Below are 23,139 nucleotides of genomic sequence, written 5' to 3'. Positions count from 1 at the left end.
AAATCACAAGCAACTCCCTGGTAGCCGTATACGGTCACCACAGTAGGCCGGATAGCCGTATACGGTCAAGTTCGGGTAGCCTGTGGCCGTGCCCACGAACGCGCTCGTCAACCCCCTCGTGCTTCCGATCCTCGGCCTGCTCGTCGAACAGCCCCGCCACCCATACGGGGTGTTCTCCGAGCTTCGCCACCGGTACGAGTACCTGCGGGTGCGAAGCGCCACGATCTACACACTGCTGAACACCCTGAGCCGGGCGGGCTGGGTGGAAGCGGCCGAACAGCAGGATCCACCTGTCCTGTCCACCACGGAGGCAGGGCGTGAGGCACTAGCAGAGCGCGTGACCACGGGACTCCGGAGCAGCGCCCTCTCCGGCGACACCACGTTCATGACGGCGCTGGCCTACATCGGCATCCTGGGTCCGAACGAGGCGATTGACATGCTCCAGGCTCGCCTGGATCGCATCCGAACCGAACAGGAGCGAGTAGGCGACATCCTCGACCAATCGGACGCTCTCCACCTGCACATGATTGAAGCGCACTACTACCTCGACAGGCTCCGCAACGACGCCGCATGGATCGAGAACACGATCGGCCAGATCGAGGATGAGACTCTCGCCTGGCCGCGACAGGGCAGAGACGATTCGCACTAGCAACCGTCGACTACCCATCCAGCGCACGACTCTCGCCGAGCGCCTCCGGGCTCACCATGCCCACGGCCTCGCGGGCAGACCAGGGCATCCCGCCGGGACTCCCGCAACCCATCTGCTGCGCCGTCGGCCTGCGCGGTCAGGCGGTCGGGACCGGCAGCACCACGCCCTCGGCCGCCGAGCGGTGCGCCAGCTCGATCAGCTCGACGGTGGCGACCGAGTCGCGCGGGTCCACCGGCAGCGGCGTGCCGTCGCGCAGCGCCGCCGCCACCTGGGCGTAGAAGCTCTGGTACGCCCCGGGCACGGTCGGCGTCGGGCGCAGGTCGCCGTCGACGCCGAGCAGGCCGTACCGCTCCGGCGGCACCTCGCCCCAGCCGGGCTGGTCCGGGCGACCGCCGTCGTGCAGCGCCGCCTCCTGCACGTCCAGCCCGTAGGTCGTGTAGCCGGCCCGGTCGCCGAGCACCCGCAGCCGCGGCCCGAGCTGAGCGGTCACCGCACCCATCCACAGGTGCGAGTGCACGCCGTTGGCGTGGGTCAACGCCACGAACGCGTCGTCGTCGACCTCGGCGCCCGCGCGGCGGCGGTCGACCTCGGCGTAGACCCGCTCGACCGCGCCGAAGAGCTGCACGGCCTGGTCGATGAGGTGCGCGCCCAGGTCGAACAGTGCGCCACCGGCCTCCTCCGGCCCGGCAAGCTCCCGCCAGCCCGGCTTGATCGCCGGGCGGAACCGCTCGAACCGGGACTCGAAGCGCAGCACCCGCCCCAGCTCGCCCCGCTCCACGAGCCCGCGGGCGGTCAGGAAGTCGCCGTCCCAGCGGCGGTTCTGGAACACCGTCAGCGGCACCCGGAGACGGTCGGCCTCCTCGACCAACGCCCGGGCGTCGGCGGCGGTGGGGGCCAGGGGCTTGTCGACGACGACAGGCAGGCCGGCGGCCAGCGCCGCCCGCGCCATCGGCACGTGCTGCCGGTTCGGCGTCGCGACCACCACCAGGTCCAAGGCTTCCGGGGTACGCCACAGCTCGTCGGCGTCGTCGACCAGGCGGGCGTCCGGGAAGTGCTTGTGCGCCTGCTCGCGACGCTGCGGATCGCGGGTCACGATGGCGTCCAGCCGCAGCCCGGGTGTCGCGGCGATCAGCGGCGCGTGGAACACCCGGCCCGCCAGCCCGTACCCCAGCAGACCAACCCGCAGCGCCTCCGCCATGCCGTACTCCCATCTCCTGGCCCGCGCCCTGGACCGGCGGCGGTGCCGGTGCTCGAATCTACGCCGCGCGCCGCAGGGCCCGATCCGGGCCCGGCGCTGGTCAGCCCACCGGGTCGGCGCGCAGATAGGTGAGCACGGCGAGCACCCGGCGGTTGGTGTCGTCGCTGGGCGGCAGGTCGAGCTTCAGCAGGATGTTGCCGACGTGCTTGCCGACGGCGGCCTCGGTGACGTGCAGCCGGGCGGCGATCGAGGCGTTGGAGCGACCCTCGGCCAGCAGCGCCAGCACCTCCCGTTCCCGGGCGGAGAGCGCGGCGAGCGGATCGCGGGGGCGGTGCAGCAGTTGCCGTACCACGTCCGGGTCGATGGCGGTGCCGCCGGCGGTGACCCGGCGCAGAGTGTCGACGAACTCGGTCACCTCGGCCACCCGGTCCTTGAGCAGGTAGCCGACCCGCTGGCCGTCGCCGCTGTCAAGCAGCGCCGCCGCGTACCCCGTCTGCACGAACTGGCTGAGCACGACCACCGGCAGGCCGGGCCGCTCGGCGCGCAGCGCGACTGCCGCGCGCAGCCCGTCGTCGCGCCGACCGGGCGGCATCCGGATGTCGGTAAGCACCAGATCGGGCTCATGTGCGCGGGCCGCCTCCAGCAGGTCCGGCGCGGAGCCGACGGCGGCGCACACAGTGAAGTCGAAGCGGGTCAGCAGCGCGACCAGGCCCTCGCGCAGCAGCACCTCGTCCTCGGCGAGCACCACCCGGGTCAGCGGCGACATGGCAGCTCCACCCGGACCAGGGTAGGCCCGCCGGGCGGGCTGGACAGCAACAGCCGTCCGTCGGCGGCGGCGACCCGGTCGGCGAGACCGGTCAGGCCGGTGCCCCGGGCCGGGTCTGCGCCGCCGCGCCCGTCGTCGGACACCTCGACCACGAGGTCGCCGCCGACCCGGGACAGGCGCACCTCGGCACGTGTCGCCCCGGCGTGCCGGGCCACGTTGCTCAACGCCTCGGACACCACGAAGTACGCGGTGGTGTCGACGATCTCCGGCAGCGCGCTCTCGATGTCGGCGTGCACGGTGACCGCGACGGGAGCGGCGTCGGCCAGCTCGCGTACCGCGCCGGCGAGTCCGAGGTCGGTGAGGGTCTGCGGCCGGATGCCGTGCACCAACTGCCGCAACATCACCATCAGCCCGCGCGCCTGGTCGTGCGCCACGGCGAGGGGCCGGGCGGCGGGGGAGTCCTCGGGCACGTCCAGCCGGGCCAGACCGAGCTGGAGGGTGAGGCTGGTCAGCCGGGGCTGCGCCCCGTCGTGCAGGTCCCGCTCGATGCGGCGCCGTTCCGCCTCGTACGCGCCGACCAGCCGGGTGCGGGAGCGTGCGACCTCGCGCAGCGCGGCCGCGTCGACAGGCGAGGTCAGCGCCCACCGGGCCACGGCGGCCTGGCCGGCGGCGAGCAGCCCCACCCCGTAGCAGAGCACCGGGAGGAGGAGCACTCCCACGATCGCGTACGGGACGGCTTCGCCGGTGCTCTCGATCGGCTGCCAGATCACGACCGGTTCGCTGTCCCCGGCCAGCCAGGGGCTGGTGACCATCCCGACGTCGAGCAGCACCAGCACCAGGAACACCCAGTACGCGACAGGCACGAAACCGCCAAGCCAGAACAGGTACGCGACCTCCCGCCAGGTAGCGGCGCTGCGGTAGCGGGCGGCCAGGCCCGGCCACGGCGACGAGGGCAGCGGACGGTTGTCGACGAGCCGGACCCGCCACCGCTCGACGACGCCCACCGCGAAGCTCACGATCGGGGCCAACGCCACCAGGATGATGCTGCCGGTGATCAGGAACAGCATCAGCGCGATGCTCGGCGGTCGGCCCTGCCGCCGGAGCGTGCTGACGACTGGCAGCAGGGGCGCGCCGACGACGAGCAGCCCGACGGTGAGCACGCCGGCGATCGGCACGGTGCTGACCAGGTACGCCAGCGCGCGCCAGGGCCAGGCGGAGAGCAGCCAGCCGCGGCGGCGCAGCGACGCGGCCAGGTGGGAAGGGTGTTCCGAGGTCATGCCGCAGACGCTAATCGCCGGCCAGGAGCCGCCCCAGCCGTCCAGATCCCCTTTCCGGGGTATGCCCAGCACTACCGGCCGGGCGGGTGTGCGGGGTCGGGAAAGGGGAAGAACGCGCCGTCACGCGTTCCGCGTGAGCTGGTGGTGTCGGCGGCTGGAGAGACATGGGTGCCAGAACCTTCGTGGTGGTGGGCGGTACCAGCGGGCTGGGTCTCGCGGTGGCCCGACTGCTTGTCGACGAGCACCAGGTCGTGGTGTTCGGCAACGAGCCGGCCGAGGTCGCCGCGACCACCGACGAGCTGGGGTGCGGCGGCGCGGTCTGCGACGTCTCCTCCTACGAGCAGGTCCGGGACGCGTTCGCCGAGGTGGTGGGGCGCTACGGCACCGTCGACGGGGTGGCGGCGTGCGCGTCGATGTGGGCGGGCGGCGACCTCGGAGACCTGTCCGTGGAGCACATCCGCCGGGCCGTGGAGATCAACGTCCTGGGTACGACCTTCCTGCTGCGGGAGGCGCTTGAGCATCTGCACCGGCAGGGCTACGGGAACGTGGTGTACATCGGCGCGATGGCGCTGGCGGCTCCCCGGCCGGGCATCCCGATCTACCGGGCGACCAAGAGCTACGGCAGCAGCCTGGTCGAGTCGCTGGCCCAGGCGCAGCACAGCAACCGGGTCAAGGTGATGCAGTTGCATCCCGGGCCGATGCCGACCCGCCTGCAGGAACGCGTCGGCGCCGAGTTCCTCGACGAGGTGTACGCCCTGCCCGAGCAGGTCGCCGCCGAGGTCGTCCGGCTGCTGCTGCTGCAACCCGACGACCTCTACGTCTCCGGCGAGCGCGTGTTGCGCGCGGACGGGCGGTGGTGACGGCGGCAGCCGGATCGGGGGACCGGCCGGCCTCCGCGTGGGCGCCGCTGCGCGGCGCCGTCTACCGCAATCTCTGGCTGGCCCTGCTCGCCGCCAACATCGGCACCTGGATGCAGACCGTCGGGGCGCAGTGGCTGCTGATCCACCACTCCAACGCCTCCACGCTCGTCGCGCTGGTGCAGACCGCCAGCCTGCTGCCGGTGCTGCTGCTGGCGCTGCCCGCCGGGGTGCTGGCCGACAACTTCGACCGCCGGCACCTGCTGATCGCGGTGCAGTTGTTCCTGGTGGCGGTCGCGGTGGCGTTGACACTGCTCACCCTGACCGACCGGATGCCGCCGGCCCTGCTGCTCACCCTCACCTTCGCGTTCGGGGTCGGGCAGGCGCTCACCCTGCCGGCCTGGTCGGCGGTGATCCCGGAGCTGGTGCCGCAGGAGCAGTTGCGGTCGGCGTCCGCGCTCGGCTCGATAAGCGTGAACGTGGCGCGGGCGGTGGGGCCCGCGGTGGCCGGTGTGCTGATCGCCCGGATCGGCGTCGCCCCGGTCTTCGGGCTCAACGCGGTGGCGTTCGCCGTCTTCGCGTACGCGCTGTGGCTCTGGCGGCCGGGCACCGCCCGCGCCGTCGAGGTGCCCGAGCGGTTCACCGCCGCGCTGCGGGCCGGTAGCCGCTACGTACGCCACTCGCCGATCGTGCGCCGGCTGCTGCGCCGCGCGTTGGTCTTCGTGATCCCGGCCAGCGCGCTGTGGGCGCTGCTGCCGCTGGTGGCGGCACGGCGGCTGGGGCTGGGCTCCGGCGGGTACGGGCTGCTGCTGGCCGCGCTCGGAGTGGGCGCCATCGCGGGCGGTGTGCTGCTGGCCGTGATCCGTACCCGGCTGTCGGCCAATCAGCTCCTGCTGATCGCCGGCGCGCTGTTCACGGTCGCGCTGGTGGTGCTCGGCACGGTACGGGTGGTGCCGCTGGTGCTCCTCGCCCTGCTGCCGGCGGGGATGGCCTGGGTGACGGTGCTGGCCAACGTCAACGCCGAGATGCAGCTCTTCCTGCCGAGCTGGGTACGGGCCCGGGGGCTGGCCGTCTATCAGGTGTGTTTCGCCGGCGGGCAGGCCGTCGGCGCCCTCGCGTGGGGTCTGGTGGCCGAGATGGGTGGGCTGGTTCTCGCCTACCTCGCGGCGGCGGCGCTGATGTTCCTCGGTACCGTGACGAGCCGGATCTGGCCGCTGCCGGACCTGCGGTCGGTGAACCGCGAACCGTCGGCCTACTGGCCGCAACTGCACCTGGCGCACGAGCCGGACCCGGGCGTGGGGCCGGTGCTGGTGACGGTGCAGTACACGGTCCGGCCGGAGCGGACGGAACCGTTCCTGGCGGCCATGGACGTGGTGCGCGGCGCCCGGCAGCGCACCGGGGCGATGCGCTGGGGGCTGTTCCGGCCCGCCGAGACGACGGACCGGTTCGTCGAGGTGTACCTGGTGCCGTCCTGGGACGAGCACCTGCGCCAGCACGGCGGCCGGTTGACGGGCGAGGACCGCGAGGCCGAGGCGCGGGCGCGGGAGCTTACCGACGGCGACACGGAGGTACGCCATCTCGTGCCGGCCGCCGCCGGGCCGGCGCTGTCCGACGACCGCGAGGAGGTGTGATCAGGCCGGACCGGCGGCCGACGTACGGCGTACGACCGCGTTGTTAGGATGGCCGCACCATGGCGAGTGAGCGCAAGGCGACAGCGGATCCGGCCCGCAGCCTGGCCATCCTCTGGCGCACCCGGGAGCCGACCAGCCGCAGCGCCGGGCAGGGGCTCAGCGTCGACCGGATCGTCCGCGCGGCGATCGACATCGCCGACGCCGAGGGCCTCGACGCGTTGACCATGCGCCGGGTCGGTGAGGCGTTGGGTGTCGGCACCATGTCCGTCTACACGTACGTGCCGGGCAAGTCCGAGCTCGTCGACGTCATGGTCGACACCGCGTACGGCGAGATGCCGCGTTCGGCCGTCGAGGGGGACTGGCGGGCCCGGCTGGAGCGGATCGCCCGCGACAACCTGGCGCTCTACCAGCGCCACCGCTGGATGCTGCGAGCCGAGACGACCCGCCCGGTGCTCGGCCCGCACCTGGTGGCCAAGTACGACCACGAACTCGGCGCGGTCGCCGACATCGGGCTCACCGACGTCGAGATGGACGCGGTGCTCACCCTCGTCCTCGGGCACGTGAAGAGTTCCGCGCGCGCCGCGTCCGAGGTGGTCGACCTGGAGCGGGAGACAGGCATGACCGACGGCCAGTGGTGGCAGTCGCACGCGCCCTGGCTGGAGACGTTCCTGACGGCCGACAGCTACCCGACCGCGTCCCGGGTCGGCACCGCGGCCGGTCAGCAGCACGGCGGGGCGTACGGCCCGGAGTACGCGTTCGAGTTCGGCCTGCAACGCGTCCTCGACGGCATCTCGGTGGTGGTCGCCGAGCGGGCGGCCACCCGGTAGGCCGAACCCAGGTCAGGGGTACTGCGTCACCAGCGGCTCGTCGGCCTCGACGAAGTACGTCGAGAGCATCATCGTGGTGGTGTCGTCGGTGACGTTGCGGGCGTTGTGGATGGTCCGGGGTGGGATCAGGAACGGCTCACCGGCGTGGATGGTGAGCGTCGGCCGGTCGTCGAACTCCATGTCGACAGTGCCGTGGATGAGGAAGCCCACCTCCTCGCCCGGGTGGCTGTGCCGTCCCGACGCGAGCCCGACCGGTATCTCGAAGAGCGTCTGCACGATCAGGCGACCCGGCACGGAGGCCTGATGACGCTGCAGTTCGGTGCGCTTGACGCTGGGGGCGTCGCCGGAATTGTTCGCCACAGGCTCCTCCTCCATGTCGCTATAGGGGATTTTAGTGGTCTTTGTTCGTGTCGGGCGTTGAAACGGCCGCATCCAGCCGGGCGAGCGCGCGGTCGGACGGGCTGCCCGGCTCGGCGTGATAGACGACCACTGACTGACTCGTACCGTTGATCGTCAGCTTCTCGTAGCGCAGCTCCAGCTCGCCCACGACCGGATGCCGGAACACCCGTAGCCCACCGCCCGCGCGGACGGCGACGTCGTGCCGGGCCCACAACCGCCGGAACCGCTCGCTGCCGGCGGACAACTCCTCGACAAGCTCGGTGAGCCGGGGATCATCCACCTCGACGCCGACCTGGGCCCGCAGGCCGGCCACCGCGTTGGCCGCGACCGCCTCCGCGGCCGGGTAGAGCGCCGGCACGCTCGGGTCCAGGAAGACCGCGCGCAGCAGGTTCACCCCGACCCGGTAGATCGGCGCCAGCGCGGTCGCCATCGGGTTGGCGAAGAGCACGTCCAGGTGCCGGCCGTGGACGAACGCGGGTGTCCGCGCCCACGAACCGACCAACTGTCGAATGCCCACCGGGACCCGCTCCGGGCGTCGTACCTGCCGGCCGGCGGGTGCCTGGCCGCCGAGGCGACGCAGGTGCGCCGCGGTCTCCGCGTCGAGCAGCAGCGCCCGGGCCAGCGCGTCGAGCACCTGCCCCGACGGGTGCCGGTCGCGGCCCTGCTCCAGCCGCAGGTAGTAGTCGGCGCTGATGCCGGCCAGCAGGGCCAGTTCCTCGCGGCGCAGGCCGGGCACCCGCCGCCTGCCGTGTGCGGGCAGCCCGACGTCGGAGGGGCCGATCAGGTCGCGCCGGGCGCGCAGGAATTCGCCCAGCGGGCCGGCCGTGCTCACCCGCCCATCGTAGGAGGCCGCCCGGCCCCGCCCAGCCTGGTCCTGCCACTACCAGGAAAACCAGGAACCCGGATAACGGGCGATGCCCGGGTGACAGTGTTTGGCAGGAAGCGTGCTCGAGACAGGGGCTAGAGATGACTGAGCGAATCAGGACGCCATTCGGTTTCGCCTCGACCGCCGACGAGGTCCTCGCCGGAGTCGACCTGAGCGGTAGGCGGGCCATCATCACCGGAGGCGCCGCCGGCATCGGCGTCGAGACCGCCCGCGCGCTGGCCGCCGCCGGGGCCGAGGTGGTGCTCGCGGTACGTCGGGTCAGCGCGGGTGAGCAGGCCGCCGCCGACATCGCGGCAAGCATCGGCGCGGACCGGGTCACGGCCCGCGAGCTGGACCTGGCCGACCAGGATTCGGTACACCGATTCGTCGCCGGCTGGGACCAGCCACTGCACATCCTGGTCAACAACGCCGGGATCATGGCGCTGCCCGAGCTGGAGCGCACCGCGGAGGGCTGGGAGATGCAGTTCGCCACCAACTTCATGGGGCACTTCGCGCTTACCGTCGGCCTGCACGACGCGCTCGCCGCGGCCGGCGGCGCCCGGGTGGTGTCGGTCAGCTCCAGCGGCAACCTCTTCTCGCCTGTGGTCTTCGACGACCTGCACTTCGCGTTCCGGCCGTACGACCCGCTGCTCGCGTACGGGCAGTCCAAGAGCGCCGAGGCGCTGCTTGCCGTCGAGGCGAACCGCCGCTGGTCCGGCGAGGGCATCCACACCAACGCGCTGAACCCCGGCGCGATCGCCACCGGCCTGCAGAAGCACACCGGCGGGCTGCGGACGCCCAAGGAGCGGCAGAAGACACCGCAGCAGGGCGCCGCCACCTCGGTGCTGCTCGCCGCGTCCCCTCTGCTGGAGGGCGTCGGCGGTCGCTACTTCGAGGACTGCGCCGAGGCGCCGGTGGTCACCGAGCGGCCCGCCGACTACAGCGGCGTCGCGGCGTACGCGGTCGATCCGGGCAACGCCGAGCGGCTCTGGACCGTGGCGTCGGACCTCCTCGCGTAGCGGTCCCGATGTCGCAGGCAGCGCCGCGCCACGGCGACCAACCGCGACGCGACGACGTGGTGGAGTTGCGGGTGCACGGCGTGTCGGGGGCGCGGCCCTCGGTCATCCTGGGCGCGGAGCGGGTACGGCAGGTCGCGGGCGACGCCCGGGGAGGCTTCCACCGTCGCGACGGGCCGGACGGCGCCGACCCGGGCGGGGTGACGCTTGAGGCGTACCGCTGGGGCGATCTGCCCTCCGGGACTGTGGCACGGACGCTCGCCATGGTCATCCTGCTGCCGTTCATGCTCAGCAACGCGGCGGTGTGGATGCGGCCCACCGGCAGCGGCGCCGCCGCGGTCACCGTCCTGTGCCGGCTCCTCGCGCTCAACCTCACGGTGGTGTACGTGGTGTCCATCGCCGGGGTCGCCCTCGACCTGCTCGCCTGGCGGTGTCTCGGCGCGGGGGCCTGCCGCGCGCCCTTCGACACTCTGGCCGGGCTCGACGGCCGACCTGTCGGGCAGCGGCTTGCCGTGTCGGCGCTGCTGCCGATCGTCGCCGTCGGGGTCCTGCGGCTGCTCGGCACCCGCCGCTCCCGCCCGGCCGGCAACCCACTGTGGGCGGTGGAGCCGCTTGTGGTGCGGCTGCGGGCGATCCACGTCGCCGCCGCGCTCGCCGTCCTCGACGTCCTGCTCCTCACGGCCCGTCGCAGCGGCGGCGCGACGCCGGGGACGACGCTGCTGCTGGCGCTCAGCGCGGCGGTCCTGGTGGCAGGCGTCGGCCTGCTCGCCGCCCCGGGGCTGATCGACCGGGCCGCGACCGCCCGCACCGCCACGGTGACAGCCCGCGCGGTGGGCGTGCTGGCGGCGGGTCTGACGGTGGCGACCCTGGTGGCCGTCGCGCGCGACACGCGCGGCTGGCCCACGTCGGCGGGGCTTCCCGGCTACGACGGGATCACGAGCGGCGCCCTGCTCGGCCAGATGGTCCTGCTGGTGCTGCTCAGCGGCGTGGTGCTGTGGCACCGTGGTCGCTCCGCGCTGCCCCGGGGGCTGGGCGCGGCGCTCATCGCCGCCATCGCTGTCGGTCTGGCCGGCGCGCTCTCCGCCGGTCTCGTCTACCGGACGGGGATCCTGCTCGGTGGCTACCGCGGCGACGAGGGGCCACCGCTGCCGTACCGCTGGACGCTGCTGGCCTTCTTCCTGCACGTGGCCGCTGCGGTGCTGCTGTGCGGGGCGATGACCCTCCTGTCGCGGGGCCGCCGACGCCGCGCCGCGGAGGCGATCACCGCCCGGGACTTTCCCGCGCCGCCGCCGGAGGCGATCGGACGGCTGCGGCGGGTCACGAAGACCGTGGCGCGGGCGCGGTTCACCGAGTGGCTGGGCCTGCTGGCGGCCACGTACGCGACTCTCGCGGTGGTCGGGCTGGCCACGATTCTGCTCGGGCAGTTCGGGCGAGAGCCGGACGAGCTGGCGCGGCAGTTCATCGGGCTGCCGGCCGGAGCGGTCGGGATGGGGCTCGCGGTCAGCACCTCCCTCCTCGCCGCGGTGCTCCTCGCGTTGGTGTTGGGCGGTGTGTTCGCCTACCGGACGGCGTGGTTCCGCCGGTACGTCGGGATCCTGTGGGACCTGGGCACCTTCTGGCCCCGGGCCGCTCACCCGTTCGCGCCCCCGAGCTACGCCGACCGGGCGGTGCCGGAGCTGGCCGACCGGATCGGCCACCTGACCGAGCGGCACGCAGGGGTGCTGCTGTGCGGGCACAGCCACGGCTCGGCGTTGCTGGCCCTCGCGGTGCTGCGGCTGCCCCCGACCGCGCGTCGGCGGGTCGCGCTGCTCACCTACGGCTCCCCGCTGGGCCGCCTCTACGCCCGGCTCTTCCCGGCGTACCTCGACGAGACGGTGCTGCGCGAGGTGGGGGAGCGGGTCGGATGGCGGTGGCTCAACCTCTGGCGGGACACCGACCCGGTCGGCGGTTGGATCTTCGCCGCGCACTGGCCCGGCGATCCGCCTCCGGAGGCAGCCGATCCGGCCGGCCGCGTCGACCGGCGGCTGCGCGATCCTACGAGCCTGCTGCCGTCACCTGGGGAGCGTCGACCGCCACCGGTGCGCGGACACCACCCGGGCGAGTCCGACCCCGCGTTCCGGGCGGCCGTCCGTGACCTCGTCGGCCGGCTGCGCTCCCCGGACGGCCGTTGAGCGTCGGGGGAGCCGGCCGATCCTCGGATCAGCGCAGCAGCAGGTCGCGCAGCGCCCGGACGACAACTGGCTTGTCGCCGTCGTACGTCATCGAGGCTGCCCGGTGGTGATCAGCGGACGGCCAGCGCCGGATCAGTGCGGGCCGGCACGGCCGCCTAGATTGGTGCCATGACCAGGCAACCGACGCCACCGGTGGGGGTGACGTTCGGCGTGCTCGGGCCGGTGACCGCCACCACCGCGGGCGGTCCGGTCCCGCTGCGGGGGCACCGGCAGCGCCTGGTGCTGGCCCGGTTGCTGATCGCCCACGGCCGGGTGGTGCCTGTGGAGCGCCTCGTCGACGACCTGTGGGAGGCGCCGCCGGACGGCGCGGTGGGCGCGATCCGTACCTTCGTCGCCGACCTGCGCCGGGCGTTGGAGCCCGACCGGCCACCCCGGCAGCCACCCCGCCTCCTGGTCACCGAACCCCCGGGGTACGCGCTGCGGGCCGCCCCGGACACGGTGGATGCCGACCGCTTCGAGGCGGCCGTCGGCGAGGCGGGACGGCTGCTGACCGGGAACCTGCCCGCGCCGGCCCTGACCGTGCTGGACGAGGCGCTCGGGCTCTGGCGGGGGCCCGCGTACGCGGACTGCGCGGGCGACCTCTGGGCCGCTGCGGAGATCAACCGCTTGGACGAGTCGCGGATGCTCGCCGTCGAGCGGCGTGCGGAGGCGCTGCTCGCGTTGGGTCGTCCGGACGAGGCCGCCGCCGACCTGCCCGCCCACCTCGCCAGCCATCCGCTGCGGGAGGACGCCTGGCGGCTGCTCGCGCTGGCCCGGTACCGCGCCGGTCGGCAGGGCGAGGCGCTGGCAGCGCTGCGCGAGGCACGCGACGTCCTGGTGGCGGAGCTGGGCCTGGACCCGGGGCCCGAGCTGCGCCGGCTGGAGGCGGACATCCTGGCCCAGGCGCCACACCTGACCCTCACCCCGGCCGTGGCCGTCCCGGACCGTGCCGGACCCGTTGGCGACGGCGGGTCGCGACCCGTGCCGCAGCGGCCGTCCGTCGGGCGGGACGCGGAGCGGGAGCGCCAGCGGCCGTTCGTCGGGCGGGACGCGGAGCGGGAGCGGCTGCGGCACGCCGGCCGGGTCGCCACCGGGTCCGGTCGGCCCACGCTCGCCCTGGTCAGTGGGGATCCGGGGGCCGGCAAGACCGCCCTGGCCGAGGCGCTGACCCGGCAACTCGCCGCCGAGGGCTGGACCACGGCCTGGGGTCGCAGCCCCGAGTACGAGGGCGCCCCGGCCGCCTGGCCGTGGACCCAGATCACCGACACGCTCACCGAGCCGGCGGGGTCGAACGGGCTTTCCGGATCCTCCGGCGGGCCTTCCGGGCCTGGCGGGCCTTCCGGGCTCGGGGAGCCTTCCGGGCCGGGTGAGCTTTCTGGGCCTGCCGGGCCCGGCGGGCCGGTGGACGGTGGCGGGACGGCCGGGATCGGCGGCGCGGCCGACCCCGCCGTGGCCCGGTTCCGTCGGCACCGCGCGGTGGCGTCGTTGGTCTCCACCGCCGCCGACCGGACGCCCCTCCTACTGGTCCTCGACGACCTGCACCGCGCCGACGGCGACACGCTCGATCTGCTCACCGCCCTGCTCACCGGGCCGCAGCCGGCCACCGGGCCGGTCCTGGTCCTGGGCACCTACCGGGCCACCGAGATCAGCCCGGAGCTGACCGCCGCCCTGGCCCGCTCGGCCGGGCTCGAACCGGTGCGCGTGTACCTCGGCGGCCTGTCTCCCGAGGCGACAGGCGAACTGGCCCGCGCCCTCGCCGCAACGGAGCTGGACCCGCCGACAGTCGGGCTGATCCACCACCGCAGCGGCGGCAACCCGTTCTTCGTCCGGGAGCTGGTCCGGCTGTACGTCGGCGCGGGCGGGGCGGCACTGGCGGAAGTGCCGCCCGGGGTGCGCGACGTCATCCGGCACCGCCTCGCCCAGCTGCCCGCGGCGACCCGTACCGTGCTGCGGCAGGCGGCGGTGCTCGGCCGGGACGTCGACCCCGAGGTGCTCGGCGCGCTGACCGGCGACCCGGCGGCGCTGCTGGACGCCGTGGACCGCGCGTTGCAGGCCGGGTTCCTGACCGAGCAGGAGCCGGACGGGCGGCTACGGTTCACCCACATCCTGGTCCGCGACACGCTCTACGCCGACCTGTCCGCGCCGCGCCGCGCGGCCTGGCACGCCGCCGTGGCCGAGGCGTTGCAGCGGCATCAGCCCGTCGATCCCGCCACGCTCGCCCACCACTTGCTGCGCGCCGGCGGGCCGGCCGCCGCCCGCCGGGCCGCGGGATACGCCCGTACCGCCGCCGAACAGGCCGAACGCGACGGCAACCCGCACGAGGCGGCCCGGCTGTGGGCGCAGGTCGTCGACGCGTACGACCGGGCCGGGGGGACCGAGCGACGCGATCGGTTGAGCGCGGTGCTCGGTCTGGGGCGCGCTTTGGCGGTGACGGGCCGGTTGGCGCAGGCGCGGGTGTACCGCGCCGAGGCGATCGCCGACGCCGAGGCGGTCGGTGACCCCCGGCTGACGGCGGAGGTGCTGGCCGGGTTCGACGTGCCCGCCATCTGGACCCGCAACGACGACGACAGGCTCTCCGAGCGGATCGTCCGCGCCGCCGAGCACGCCCTGACCGGCCTCGGCCCGACCGGCTCGGCGCAGCGCAGCCGGCTGCTGAGCACGCTCGCGCTGGAGCTGCGCGGCACCACAGGTGACCGAGGTCGCCGGGCCGCCGCCGAGGCCGAGCGGGTCGCCCGAACCGTCGCGGATCCCGGGTTGCTGGCCTTCGCGCTGAACGCGCGCTTCATGCACGCGTTCGACAGCGTCGGGCTTGCCGCCGAGAGGGCCCGGATCGGCGCGGAGCTTGTCGACCTGGCCACCGCGCGCCAGTTGGTGACCTTCGAGGTGCTGGGTCACCTCATCCTGGTGCAGTCGTGCTGCGCGCGGGCCGAACGTGCCGACGCGGACGCGCACGCCCGCGCCGCCGACCGCCTCGCGCAGCGCTACGAGCTGCCGCTGGTCGGCGTCTTCACCGGCTGGTACGCGGCGCTGCGCCGCGCGTTGGACGGCGACCGGGAGGCGGCGGCGGACGCGTACCGGGCTGCTGCCGACCGGCTGCCCGCCGACGCCATGCCGGGGCTGGCCCACGGCCTGCTGCCCCTCGCCCTGCTCGGCCTGCGCCTGGCCGAAGCGGTCGACGATCGTCCGGCCCACGACGACAGGCCGATTCCCGGGCCGGACGACGAGGACTGGGCGCGGCTGGACTGGGGCCCGCACGAGCCCTGGGTCCGCCCCATGCTGCTCGCCGTCGACGGCGACCGGCGCGCTGCCCGAGCGGCGCTCCACGCCGTGCCGGACGGGCCGCACGACCTGCTGCGGGAGGTGCGGCTGTGCCTCACCGCCCGCGCGGCGCTCGCCGTAAACGACCGGGACACCATGGAGTACGTCGCCGCCGCGCTCCGACCAGCCGCGGACGAGCTGGCCGCCGGCAGTGGAGTGCTCACCGTCGGTCCGGTGGCCGGGCACCTCGCCGACCTGGCCGCCGCCCTCGGCCGCGACGCCGAAGCGGCCGAGCATCGCCGTACCGCCCGGGTGGTCATCGCGCGCGGTCGCGCCGCCAACCAAACCTGAGAGTATTCATCTAGCCTTCTACGCTCGTACGCGCCGAGGGGCACGCTCCTTATGCCCCGGTTTGTTGACTACTGTTCGTGCCGGGGCGACGCGCAGCCCGGCTTTGATCACGTACAGCTCACGCTTGGCCGTGGCCGTCCCTCGCGCGTCGAGGACGTACCCCGCAACCCACACCCATCCGTTGTAGGGGTCGACCTCGCCGATGGACGCCACCCGCATGATCAGCGACCGGTCCCCCGTGAACTGCACCGAGCAGTCGAGGCCGATGAACACGACGTCTCCGACCCTCACGGCAACCAACCGATGAACCTGCGGCGGAGCGCATCCCGGGGTGCCCAGCTCATGTCCTGTCCGGCGGAGATCAGGCACAGGCTCATGTAGTACGCCAGCGGCACCCGCTCGTGTTCGGTCAGCAGTTCCGCGCGGCGTGTGACACAGGGCCACGGCCTGTCGCATCCCTCGCACAGCCAGAGCGGCAGGACCGGTCCGTGTGTTGTCATCAGCTCTCACCTGGCCAGTGACCCCGGTTGATCGGGACCTTGTGCCTGGCACGACAGGGCAGCTCGTTGCCGCACTTGCAGACGTTGCGCCACCTGACCCACGACCAGACGGGCTCATGCCTGCGAGCGAGGGTCATGGCTACTGCCGCGATGTACTCCCCGTAGGGCACATGCCGGGACATGTTCGCTCCCTCGCGTTTGCGTGACGTGGCTCACGGCGTCATTTTGCGCGCGCATTTTGAAGGGGTCAATACCTTGGGGTTGTCGATGGCGTACGGCGTGTGGCCGCACAAAAGTGAGGAAGCTGAGGGCATGATGACGACCATGGAGAGCCCGACGTTCCTGCGATTCCAGCTCGGCGCACAGCTCAAGCGAGCACGCGAAGAAGCAGGCGTGACCGTCGAACAAGCCGCCGCGTTGATCGAGGTTTCACCGAGCACCTTGCGCCGGATCGAGCAGGGCCGGGTCGGCTTGAAGGGGCCCGCACTCAACGCGCTGCTTGATCTTTACAGCGTCACCGATGCCGAGCTGCGGGAGACGTTGTTGTCCATGGCTCGCAGTGGCAAGCAGCGCGGCTGGTGGGCAAAGTACGGCGACCTGCCGAACTCCTACCGGCAGTACATCGGCCTGGAATCCGCAGCGTCGGAGATCCACAACTTCGAAACGCTTGTAGTGCCCGGCCTACTCCAGACCGCCGAATATGCCCAAGCGATCATCGGCGCCGACGCGTCGCAACCAACCCCGGATGGCGTGGCCCAGCGAGTAGCCGCACGAACGGAACGACAGAAGCTACTGACCGGCGGTCAACTGAAGCTCGTTGCGGTCATCGACGAGGCGGTACTCCACCGGCAGATCGGTGGACCGGAGGTCATGGCGGAGCAGCTCGTGACTCTGCTCGAAGCACAGAAGCGCTGGAACATCACCATCCAGGTCATCCCGTTCCGAGAGGGCGCCTACGCCTCGATGGTGTCCAGCTTCCACATCCTCGGCTTCGAGGAAGGACCCGGAGTGGTCTACATCGAGGGACTGACTGGCGACCTCTACGCTGAGGGCGAGGACGTCGACCGCTGCGCACGAGTGTTCAGCAACCTGCGGGCAGCCGCACTGTCACCCACGGCCTCGACCACATTGATCAAGAAGCTTCGTGACAAGGAGACGCCATGAAGGCGCTCGATAACCAGTGGCATACCAGCACCCGCAGCGGCGGCAACGGCGCGTGCGTCGAAGCTCGGTACACGGACCACACCGCCCAGGTTCGAGACTCCAAGGACCGGCAGGGGCCGGCGCTGGCGTTCAGCGCGGGTCAATGGGTCGACTTCGTCCAGGGAATCAAGTCCGGCCAGTTCAACGCGTGAGTAAGGGTGCCGGGTGCGGTCACTTGGAAGTAACCCACGTGAGTGGCGTGAATCTCCCGTTAGCTGGCTAAGGCCCACGGCCTAACCAGGACCGATACGGAGAAGCGGCCTGTGGCCAGGTCCGCTCGTGTCGCTTGGTCGGTCGACTCACATTGGTACGGCAGCCCTGGATCCAGCGGGTAATCGGGAATCTCGCTGCTCGGCCTCGACCGCACAGGCAGCTCGGGACTGCCCAGGTCACCTTCTCGGCAGCCTGCTTCGGCGTAAGTCCAGAGTCGATCATGAGCGGCAACCCCGGTTGGTCCCCATAGCCGCGCTCGGGCTACCCGGCGACTTGCCGGTTCCCGTGGAACCGATCGGCGAGGTGCGGTCAGATGGAACCACAGGCGTCCGTCGTCGGCCGGGGATCGAGGGAGGGGGTACGCCGTGGAGGTGCTCATCCTGATCGTGGTGCTGGGCGTCACCGTCCTGGTCGGCACCACCCTCGGCGGTCGGTACCGGGTGGCGCCGCCGGTGCTGCTCATCGGGCTCGGGGTGCTGCTCGGGCTGGTGCCACCGCTGTCCGAGGTGACCCTGGAGCCGGACCTGGTGCTGCTGATCTTCCTGCCCGCGATCCTCTACCGGGAGAGCCTCACCATCAGCTTGCGCGAGATCCGGGCCAACCTGCCGGTGATCGGGCTGCTCGCCGTGGTGCTCGTGGTGCTCACCATGGTCACGGTGTCCCTGACCGCGCAGGCGTTCGGCGTGAACCCGGCGGCAGCCTGGGTGCTCGGCGCGGTCCTCGCGCCGACCGACGCCGCGGCGGTCACCGGCCTGGCCAAGCGCCTGCCCCGGAAGCTGCTCACCACCCTGCACGCGGAGAGTCTGATCAACGACGGCAGCGCCCTGGTGATCTTCGCGGTGACCGTGGGTCTGCTCACCCACAGCGACAAGCCGGGGGTGCTGGGCATCGGTGAGGAGTTCGTCGGGGCCGGCGTCGGTGGGGTGGTCGCCGGTCTGCTGGTGGGCGCCGCCGTGGTCCTCATCCGCAAGCGGCTCGACGACCCGCTGCGGGAGGGGGCGCTGAGCGTGCTGACGCCGTTCGCCGCGTTCCTGCTCGCCGACGCGGTGCACGCCAGCGGTGTGCTGGCCGTCGTGGTCGCCGGCCTGATGCTGGCCTACGCCGGTCCCCGAGTGATCCGCGCCCGGTCCCGGGTGCTGGCGTACGCGTTCTGGGACCTGTCCACGTTCCTGATCAACGGCGGGCTGTTCGTGCTGCTCGGCACGCAGATCCCCCGAGCGGTGAAGGGCATCTCCAGCACCTCGCCGGGTCGGGCCCTGGCGATCGTGCTGGTGGTCACCCCGGTCGTCGTCGCCACCCGGCTGCTGTTCGTCTACCTGACGGCGGAGTCGGCGAAGCTGCTGCGCCGCCGGATGCTGGACCAGGACCCGTCGGCGTCCGACTGGCGGGTGGGGACCGTGGCCGGCTGGTCCGGTTTCCGGGGCGCCGTGTCGCTCGCCGCCGCGCTTGCCGTCCCGACGATGACTGCCGCCGGCACACCGGTGACCGAACGCGACCTGATCATCTTCGTCACCGCGCTGGTGATCGTCCTGATCATGCTGGTGCAGGGCACCACCCTGCCGCTCGTGGTGCGCTGGGCGGCGCTGACCGGCGACCCCGAACGCGTCGACGAGGCCCGGCAGGCACGCCTGCGTGCCACCCAGGCCGGCCTGGACGCGCTGCCCCGGGTCGCTGCCGAGGTCGGCGTCGAGGGGGAGTCGGTACGTCGGCTGCAGGCCGAGTACCAGCGGCACCTGGCGGACTTCAACGAGACCGGTGGGCGTACCGCCGAGGAACGCCGGCTGGACCGTCGACTGCGCCTCGGCGTCCTCGCACACAAGCGGCGGGAGCTGACCCGGCTGCGCGACAACCGGGAGATCGACGACCTGGTGCTCCAGGAGCTTCAGGCCGCCCTGGACAACGAGGAGATCCGGCTGCTGGGGCGGGGACCCAACGACTGAGCACCCGCCGAGACCGGCCGGTCCGGTCCTGACGGATTGGTGACACCGCCCCCCGTACGAGCGGGGCGTTCGGCCACGTCCTCGGCGGGTACGGTGAGAGGCGGTTCGGCTTCCGTCGATGTGTTCGGTCCGCGAGGGGGTGCCCGTGACGGCCGGAGCGAGCGAGGCCGACCCGCGGGCGGTCACCGAGCGCGAGTTCCTCGACGAGCTGGTGGCGGTCACCCGCGAGCGTGTCGCCACCGAGTTCCTCTACCTGATGGCGTCCGACGGCGCCGTCATCGGGGTCCAGTGGGAGCAGCCCGGCATGGACCACAGGCGCCGCTACCGGGTGCGCGACGCCTGCCCGCACTGCGTCGTCCTCGAGGGGGTGCTGGCGCTGGCGCCGATGCTGCCGCTGGACGTCATGCGTGCCGGTCGCGCCCGACCCCAGTACGAGACGGTGCTGCGCACCGGCCGGCTGCCTCACCTGGCGTTCGCCCGGCCGGCGGGTCCGCCCGGCGCGAGCTGGCTGGGGGACTGCCACGCGGTCGACGGTGACCCGCACTCCACCGCCGACTGTCCCCGCCACGCCGTGCCCCCACCCACAGGTGACCCGCTGGAGCTGCGCCTCGGGTCGCTGCCCCGGGCCGTCCGTGAGCTGTATCCGCACGACGGCGCCGCGACCGCCGACCTCCAACAGCGGCTGCGGGTCGCCCAGGACTGGCGGGCCGACGCGCAGGCGGTGGCGAGCGGCATCCGGGAGGCGGCGGCGACCTGGGCGTTCCTGCGCAACTCCTGCGTGCTGGGCGTGCCGGTGCCCGGCGTCAACGGTCTCGTGCTCACCCTGCCGCCGGGCCGGGCCCCGGACGACCGGCCCCTGGCCGAGCTGCACGCCGCGACGGCGCGCGCCGTGCCCACCGGCGGCCCGCTGCCCTACCAGGAGCGGGCCTGCCTGCTGCCGGAGCCGGCGTCGGGAACGCACCGCATGCCGACGTACGCCGGAGCTGTGGACCTGACCGCCGCGGCGCCGGTGCGCACGCTGCGTCTGCCGGCGCCCCGCCGGCCGCTGAGCACCACCGGCCGGGGCGTGCTGCTGCTCTACGAGGCCCGACACGCCATGGGCCGGCACGTGGCGAGCGCTCCCGTGCGTGACAGCGCGTAATGGGATTCCGAGGCGGCGTTGCAGGTCTTCGAGTTCACCCTGCTGGAGCGGGTCGCCGGGCGGCACTACCAGGAGGCGGTGGCCGCCTACCTCCAGGCGCTGCGCCGCGAGGGCGACCTGCTCGCCCGCCCGCACAGGGTGCTCGACCGGCGCCGACGCAAGGCGCTGTCAGTGGCGTTCGGCGGGCTGGACGACGAGGAGCTGCACCTGTGGGCATCTGTCGCGTACCGCAACGCCATCCTGGAGCTGCTCGGCGACCTGAAGGCGTTCGCCGGGCACCTGCGCCGCCAGGCGGGCTGAGCGCCCGGCTCAGAGCACCTGTGCGAGGAAGCGGCGGAGCCGGGGATGCTCGGCCCCCTCGAAGATCCTCTCCGGTGGGCCGGCCTCCAGCACCACACCCCGGTCCATGAAGGCGACGGTGTCGGCGACGTGCCGGGCGAAGCCCATCTCGTGGGTGACCACCACCATTGTCATTCCGGCGGTGGACAGGTCGGCCATCACCCCGAGCACCCCCTTGACCAGCTCCGGGTCGAGCGCCGAGGTGGCCTCGTCGAAGAGCATCACCTCGGGCCGCAGCGCCAGCGCCCGGGCGATCGCCACCCGCTGCTGCTGACCACCGGAGAGCTGCGTCGGCCGCGCGTCGGCCTTTCCGGCGAGCCCCACCAGCTCCAGTTGGGCGCGGGCGACCGCGACCGCCTCGTCCTCGCCGAGCTTGCGCAGCCGACGCAGCGCCAGGGTGATGTTGCGCAGCACGCTCAGGTGCGGGAACAGGTTGAACTGCTGGAAGACCATGCCCACCCGCTGGCGCAGCGCGTCCGGGTCGTCGCGCAGGACGCTGCGCCCGTCCAGCAGCACGTCGCCGCGGTCGGGCTCGATGAGCCGGTTGAGCGTACGCAGCAGAGTGGACTTGCCCGACCCGGACGGCCCGATCACACAGGCCGTCGCGCCGCGCCGCACGGTCAGGTCGACGCCGCGCAGCACGCGGTTCGGCCCGAAGGCCAGGTGGACGTCGCGCGCCTCGACGCTTACCGAGGTGGTGGTCGTGCTGGTGGTCATCGCCGGTCTCCCTCCGGTGCCCCGGCCAGCGCCGGGTCGGTGTCGTCCTCGTCCTCGTCGTCGGCCGGCGCGGTGGCCGGTCGGCCGTGCCGCAGCCGCCTGTCGATCGCGTTCACGACGTGCGTCAGGGGGACGGTCAGCGCCAGGTAGAACAGGCCCGCCAGCAGCAACGCGGACTCGTTGCCGGTGGTGGCCGCGTAGTCCTGCCCGATGCGGAACAGCTCCCGCTGGCTGGCCACCAGGCCGAGGAAGTAGACCAGGCTGGAGTCCTTGATCAGCGCGATGAGCTGGTTGACCCAGGCGGGCAGCACCCGCCGGATGCCCTGCGGAATGATCACCAGCCGCATGGCGTCGGCCCAGGAGAACCCGAGCGCCCGGGCGCCCTCCAACTGGGCGGCCTCCACCGACTGGATGCCGGAGCGGAAGATCTCCCCGATGTACGCCGCCGCGATCAGCGACAGCGCGAGGATGCCCAGCGGGTACGGGTCCGGCCCCCAGACCCGCATGCCGAGCGGCGCCAGCCCGACGCCGATCAGGAGGATCGTCGCCGCGGCCGGAAGCCCCCGGAACACGTCGGTGTAGGCGCGGGCCGGCCAGCGCAGCCACCGACTGCGGGAGATGCCGGCCACGGCCAGCAGCAGGCCGAACACCGTGCCGAGCAGGGCGGCGGAGACCGCCAGGATCAGCGTGTTGGGCAGCCCGACGGTAAGCATCTCGGGCAGCGCCTCGCGCATCGCGTCGGCGTCGAAGAAGGTCTCCCACAGGGTGCTCAACGGATCCATCTGTCGCCTCTCCTACCGCCCCGCTCGCTCGTCACCGGTTCAGGACGCGGCCGACGCGGATGGCACGGTGGACGCGGACGGCGCCGCCACGGTGCCGCTGCCCGGCGTGAAGTCCGCCGGGATCGGCCGGCCCGGGTAGTACTGGGCCTGCAGCCGGCTCCAGGTGCCGTCGGCGATCACCTCGTCGAGGCCCTTGTTCAGCGCCTCGCGCAGCTTGTCGCTGCCCTTGGCCACGGCGTACGCGGTCGGCGCCGGGCTGAGCTGCTTGGCCGCCACGGTGATCTTGCCGTTGCTGTCGGCGGCCGACTTCTCGCCGATCTCCGCGGGAGCGATCCACGCGTCGGCGGTGCCCGCCTTGAGCTGGTTGATCGCGCCGTTGTAGTCGGGCACCCGCACCGGGTCGAGCTGCTTACCGGTGGCGTAGTCGTCCTGGACGGTGCCCTGCACCACGACTACCCGCTTGCCGGCGAGTTGGTCGAACCCGTGGATCGACGAGCCGGCCGGCACGTCCAGGCCGAAGTAGCCGAAGTCGTAGCCGTTGCCGAAGTCGACTGTCTTCTTGCGCGCCTCGGTGATCGTGATCGAGGAGCTGCCGACGTCGAACTTGTGGTTGTTGACCTGGCTGAGCAGCGCGGAGAAGTCGGTGCCGACGAACTCGACAGTGAGGCCGAGCTTGCCGGCGACAGCGGTCAGCAGGTCGTTGTCGAATCCGGTGAATGTGCCGTCCTTGAGGTACACGTTCGGCGGGGCGTCGGTAAGCGTGCCGGCGCGCAGCACGCCCGCCTGCGCCAGGCCGTACGGGTTGCCGGCGGTGTCGGTCGACGCGTCGTCGCCGCAGGCGGTCAGCGCGGTGGTGGCCAGGACGGCGGCCGCGCCCAGGGCGGCGACGCGGGTGAGGGCAGGAAGAAAACGCACAGGTGTCTCCGAAAGGGGTGTCTCGGCGCGCACGGACGTGCGCCACCGACGGTGCGCCCGATGGGCGTACCGCTGGAAATGGGTG

22 protein-coding genes are annotated in these 23,139 nt (G+C 72.9%); 12 read left to right on the top strand and 10 right to left on the bottom strand.

Going from position 1 to position 23,139, the window contains the following annotated elements; translation table 11 throughout:
- The first annotated feature begins 88 nt into the window (after positions 1 to 88).
- Positions 89 to 649, top strand: coding sequence for a PadR family transcriptional regulator (locus OOJ91_RS30225; RefSeq protein ID WP_266250306.1), 561 nt, complete (start codon positions 89 to 91; stop codon positions 647 to 649).
- A gap of 136 nt (positions 650 to 785) precedes the next feature.
- Here the strand turns inward: OOJ91_RS30225 and OOJ91_RS30220 are convergent, their stop codons facing one another.
- The 3 genes from OOJ91_RS30220 to OOJ91_RS30210 all read right to left on the bottom strand — a co-directional run bounded on the left by OOJ91_RS30220 (position 786) and on the right by OOJ91_RS30210 (position 3,890).
- Entirely contained in the window at positions 786 to 1,847 is a 1,062-nt protein-coding gene (locus OOJ91_RS30220) for a Gfo/Idh/MocA family oxidoreductase (protein WP_266250304.1), read from the bottom strand.
- 100 nt (positions 1,848 to 1,947) lie between these two features.
- Complete coding sequence (locus OOJ91_RS30215) at positions 1,948 to 2,613, bottom strand: response regulator transcription factor (protein WP_266250302.1); 666 nt, start codon at positions 2,611 to 2,613, stop codon at positions 1,948 to 1,950.
- On the bottom strand, positions 2,601 to 3,890 hold the full coding sequence (locus tag OOJ91_RS30210; RefSeq protein WP_266250300.1) for a sensor histidine kinase: 1,290 nt from the start codon (positions 3,888 to 3,890) through the stop codon (positions 2,601 to 2,603). The genes OOJ91_RS30215 and OOJ91_RS30210 overlap by 13 nt, the downstream gene beginning before the upstream one ends.
- A gap of 164 nt (positions 3,891 to 4,054) precedes the next feature.
- Here OOJ91_RS30210 and OOJ91_RS30205 point away from each other — a divergent pair, with 164 nt between their 5' ends.
- The 3 genes from OOJ91_RS30205 to OOJ91_RS30195 are packed head-to-tail and all read left to right on the top strand — an operon-like array spanning position 4,055 to position 7,205.
- The gene (locus OOJ91_RS30205) at positions 4,055 to 4,750 is read left to right on the top strand and encodes an SDR family NAD(P)-dependent oxidoreductase (protein WP_266250298.1); all 696 of its coding nucleotides are present in this window, start codon (positions 4,055 to 4,057) and stop codon (positions 4,748 to 4,750) included.
- Complete coding sequence (locus OOJ91_RS30200) at positions 4,744 to 6,378, top strand: MFS transporter (RefSeq protein WP_266250296.1); 1,635 nt, start codon at positions 4,744 to 4,746, stop codon at positions 6,376 to 6,378. The genes OOJ91_RS30205 and OOJ91_RS30200 overlap by 7 nt, the downstream gene beginning before the upstream one ends.
- Positions 6,379 to 6,437: 59 nt before the next feature.
- Positions 6,438 to 7,205 carry a TetR/AcrR family transcriptional regulator gene (locus OOJ91_RS30195; protein ID WP_266250294.1) on the top strand — a complete coding sequence of 256 codons (768 nt, stop codon included), beginning with the start codon at positions 6,438 to 6,440 and terminating at the stop codon, positions 7,203 to 7,205.
- A gap of 12 nt (positions 7,206 to 7,217) precedes the next feature.
- Here the strand turns inward: OOJ91_RS30195 and OOJ91_RS30190 are convergent, their stop codons facing one another.
- On the bottom strand, positions 7,218 to 7,580 hold the full coding sequence (locus OOJ91_RS30190; RefSeq protein WP_266250292.1) for a cupin domain-containing protein: 363 nt from the start codon (positions 7,578 to 7,580) through the stop codon (positions 7,218 to 7,220).
- 16 nt (positions 7,581 to 7,596) lie between these two features.
- Positions 7,597 to 8,436 carry an MmyB family transcriptional regulator gene (locus OOJ91_RS30185; RefSeq protein WP_266250291.1) on the bottom strand — a complete coding sequence of 280 codons (840 nt, stop codon included), beginning with the start codon at positions 8,434 to 8,436 and terminating at the stop codon, positions 7,597 to 7,599.
- Between the two features lie 134 nt (positions 8,437 to 8,570).
- Between OOJ91_RS30185 and OOJ91_RS30180 the strand changes: the two genes are divergently transcribed.
- From OOJ91_RS30180 to OOJ91_RS30170, 3 genes are all read left to right on the top strand, one after another.
- Complete coding sequence (locus tag OOJ91_RS30180; RefSeq protein WP_266250289.1) at positions 8,571 to 9,488, top strand: SDR family NAD(P)-dependent oxidoreductase; 918 nt, start codon at positions 8,571 to 8,573, stop codon at positions 9,486 to 9,488.
- An 8-nt stretch (positions 9,489 to 9,496) separates the two neighbouring features.
- Complete coding sequence (locus OOJ91_RS30175) at positions 9,497 to 11,656, top strand: hypothetical protein (RefSeq protein WP_266250287.1); 2,160 nt, start codon at positions 9,497 to 9,499, stop codon at positions 11,654 to 11,656.
- A gap of 168 nt (positions 11,657 to 11,824) precedes the next feature.
- The gene (locus OOJ91_RS30170) at positions 11,825 to 15,304 is read left to right on the top strand and encodes an AfsR/SARP family transcriptional regulator (RefSeq protein WP_266250285.1); all 3,480 of its coding nucleotides are present in this window, start codon (positions 11,825 to 11,827) and stop codon (positions 15,302 to 15,304) included.
- Positions 15,305 to 15,322: 18 nt separating this feature from the next.
- On the opposite strand, the gene OOJ91_RS30165 is transcribed toward OOJ91_RS30170, so the two are convergent.
- Both OOJ91_RS30165 and OOJ91_RS30160 read right to left on the bottom strand, forming a co-directional pair.
- Positions 15,323 to 15,595, bottom strand: a complete 273-nt coding sequence (locus tag OOJ91_RS30165; protein WP_266250283.1) for a hypothetical protein — start codon at positions 15,593 to 15,595, stop codon at positions 15,323 to 15,325.
- Positions 15,592 to 15,804 (bottom strand): hypothetical protein, encoded by a 213-nt coding sequence (locus tag OOJ91_RS30160; protein ID WP_266250281.1) that lies wholly within the window; start codon positions 15,802 to 15,804, stop codon positions 15,592 to 15,594. The genes OOJ91_RS30165 and OOJ91_RS30160 overlap by 4 nt, the downstream gene beginning before the upstream one ends.
- A gap of 180 nt (positions 15,805 to 15,984) precedes the next feature.
- Between OOJ91_RS30160 and OOJ91_RS30155 the strand changes: the two genes are divergently transcribed.
- The 5 genes from OOJ91_RS30155 (at position 15,985) to OOJ91_RS30135 (ending at position 20,601) form a co-directional block, all read left to right on the top strand.
- Complete coding sequence (locus OOJ91_RS30155) at positions 15,985 to 16,968, top strand: helix-turn-helix domain-containing protein (RefSeq protein ID WP_266250279.1); 984 nt, start codon at positions 15,985 to 15,987, stop codon at positions 16,966 to 16,968.
- Entirely contained in the window at positions 16,965 to 17,159 is a 195-nt protein-coding gene (locus OOJ91_RS30150) for a DUF397 domain-containing protein (RefSeq protein WP_266250277.1), read from the top strand. The genes OOJ91_RS30155 and OOJ91_RS30150 overlap by 4 nt, the downstream gene beginning before the upstream one ends.
- A gap of 426 nt (positions 17,160 to 17,585) precedes the next feature.
- Positions 17,586 to 19,160: a Na+/H+ antiporter gene (locus OOJ91_RS30145; RefSeq protein WP_266250275.1), complete on the top strand. Its 1,575-nt coding sequence runs from the start codon at positions 17,586 to 17,588 to the stop codon at positions 19,158 to 19,160.
- A 145-nt stretch (positions 19,161 to 19,305) separates the two neighbouring features.
- Entirely contained in the window at positions 19,306 to 20,301 is a 996-nt protein-coding gene (locus tag OOJ91_RS30140; RefSeq protein WP_266250273.1) for a hypothetical protein, read from the top strand.
- 18 nt (positions 20,302 to 20,319) lie between these two features.
- On the top strand, positions 20,320 to 20,601 hold the full coding sequence (locus OOJ91_RS30135; RefSeq protein WP_266250270.1) for a hypothetical protein: 282 nt from the start codon (positions 20,320 to 20,322) through the stop codon (positions 20,599 to 20,601).
- Positions 20,602 to 20,610: 9 nt separating this feature from the next.
- On the opposite strand, the gene OOJ91_RS30130 is transcribed toward OOJ91_RS30135, so the two are convergent.
- Genes OOJ91_RS30130 through OOJ91_RS30120 form a run of 3 tightly spaced genes read right to left on the bottom strand, consistent with a single transcriptional unit; the run spans position 20,611 to position 23,054 of the window.
- Positions 20,611 to 21,357: an amino acid ABC transporter ATP-binding protein gene (locus tag OOJ91_RS30130; protein ID WP_266250268.1), complete on the bottom strand. Its 747-nt coding sequence runs from the start codon at positions 21,355 to 21,357 to the stop codon at positions 20,611 to 20,613.
- A complete protein-coding gene (locus tag OOJ91_RS30125; RefSeq protein ID WP_266250266.1) occupies positions 21,354 to 22,139 on the bottom strand; it encodes an amino acid ABC transporter permease in 786 nt (261 codons plus the stop codon). The genes OOJ91_RS30130 and OOJ91_RS30125 overlap by 4 nt, the downstream gene beginning before the upstream one ends.
- A 39-nt stretch (positions 22,140 to 22,178) precedes the next feature.
- Entirely contained in the window at positions 22,179 to 23,054 is an 876-nt protein-coding gene (locus OOJ91_RS30120) for an ABC transporter substrate-binding protein (protein ID WP_266250264.1), read from the bottom strand.
- Between the last annotated feature and the right edge of the window lie 85 nt (positions 23,055 to 23,139).

Origin of the sequence: Micromonospora lupini (assembly GCF_026342015.1) — a bacterium.
Lineage (GTDB): Bacteria > Actinomycetota > Actinomycetes > Mycobacteriales > Micromonosporaceae > Micromonospora > Micromonospora lupini_B.
Note: the sequence above shows the minus strand (reverse complement) of the source record. Positions and strands in the feature narration are given on the sequence as shown.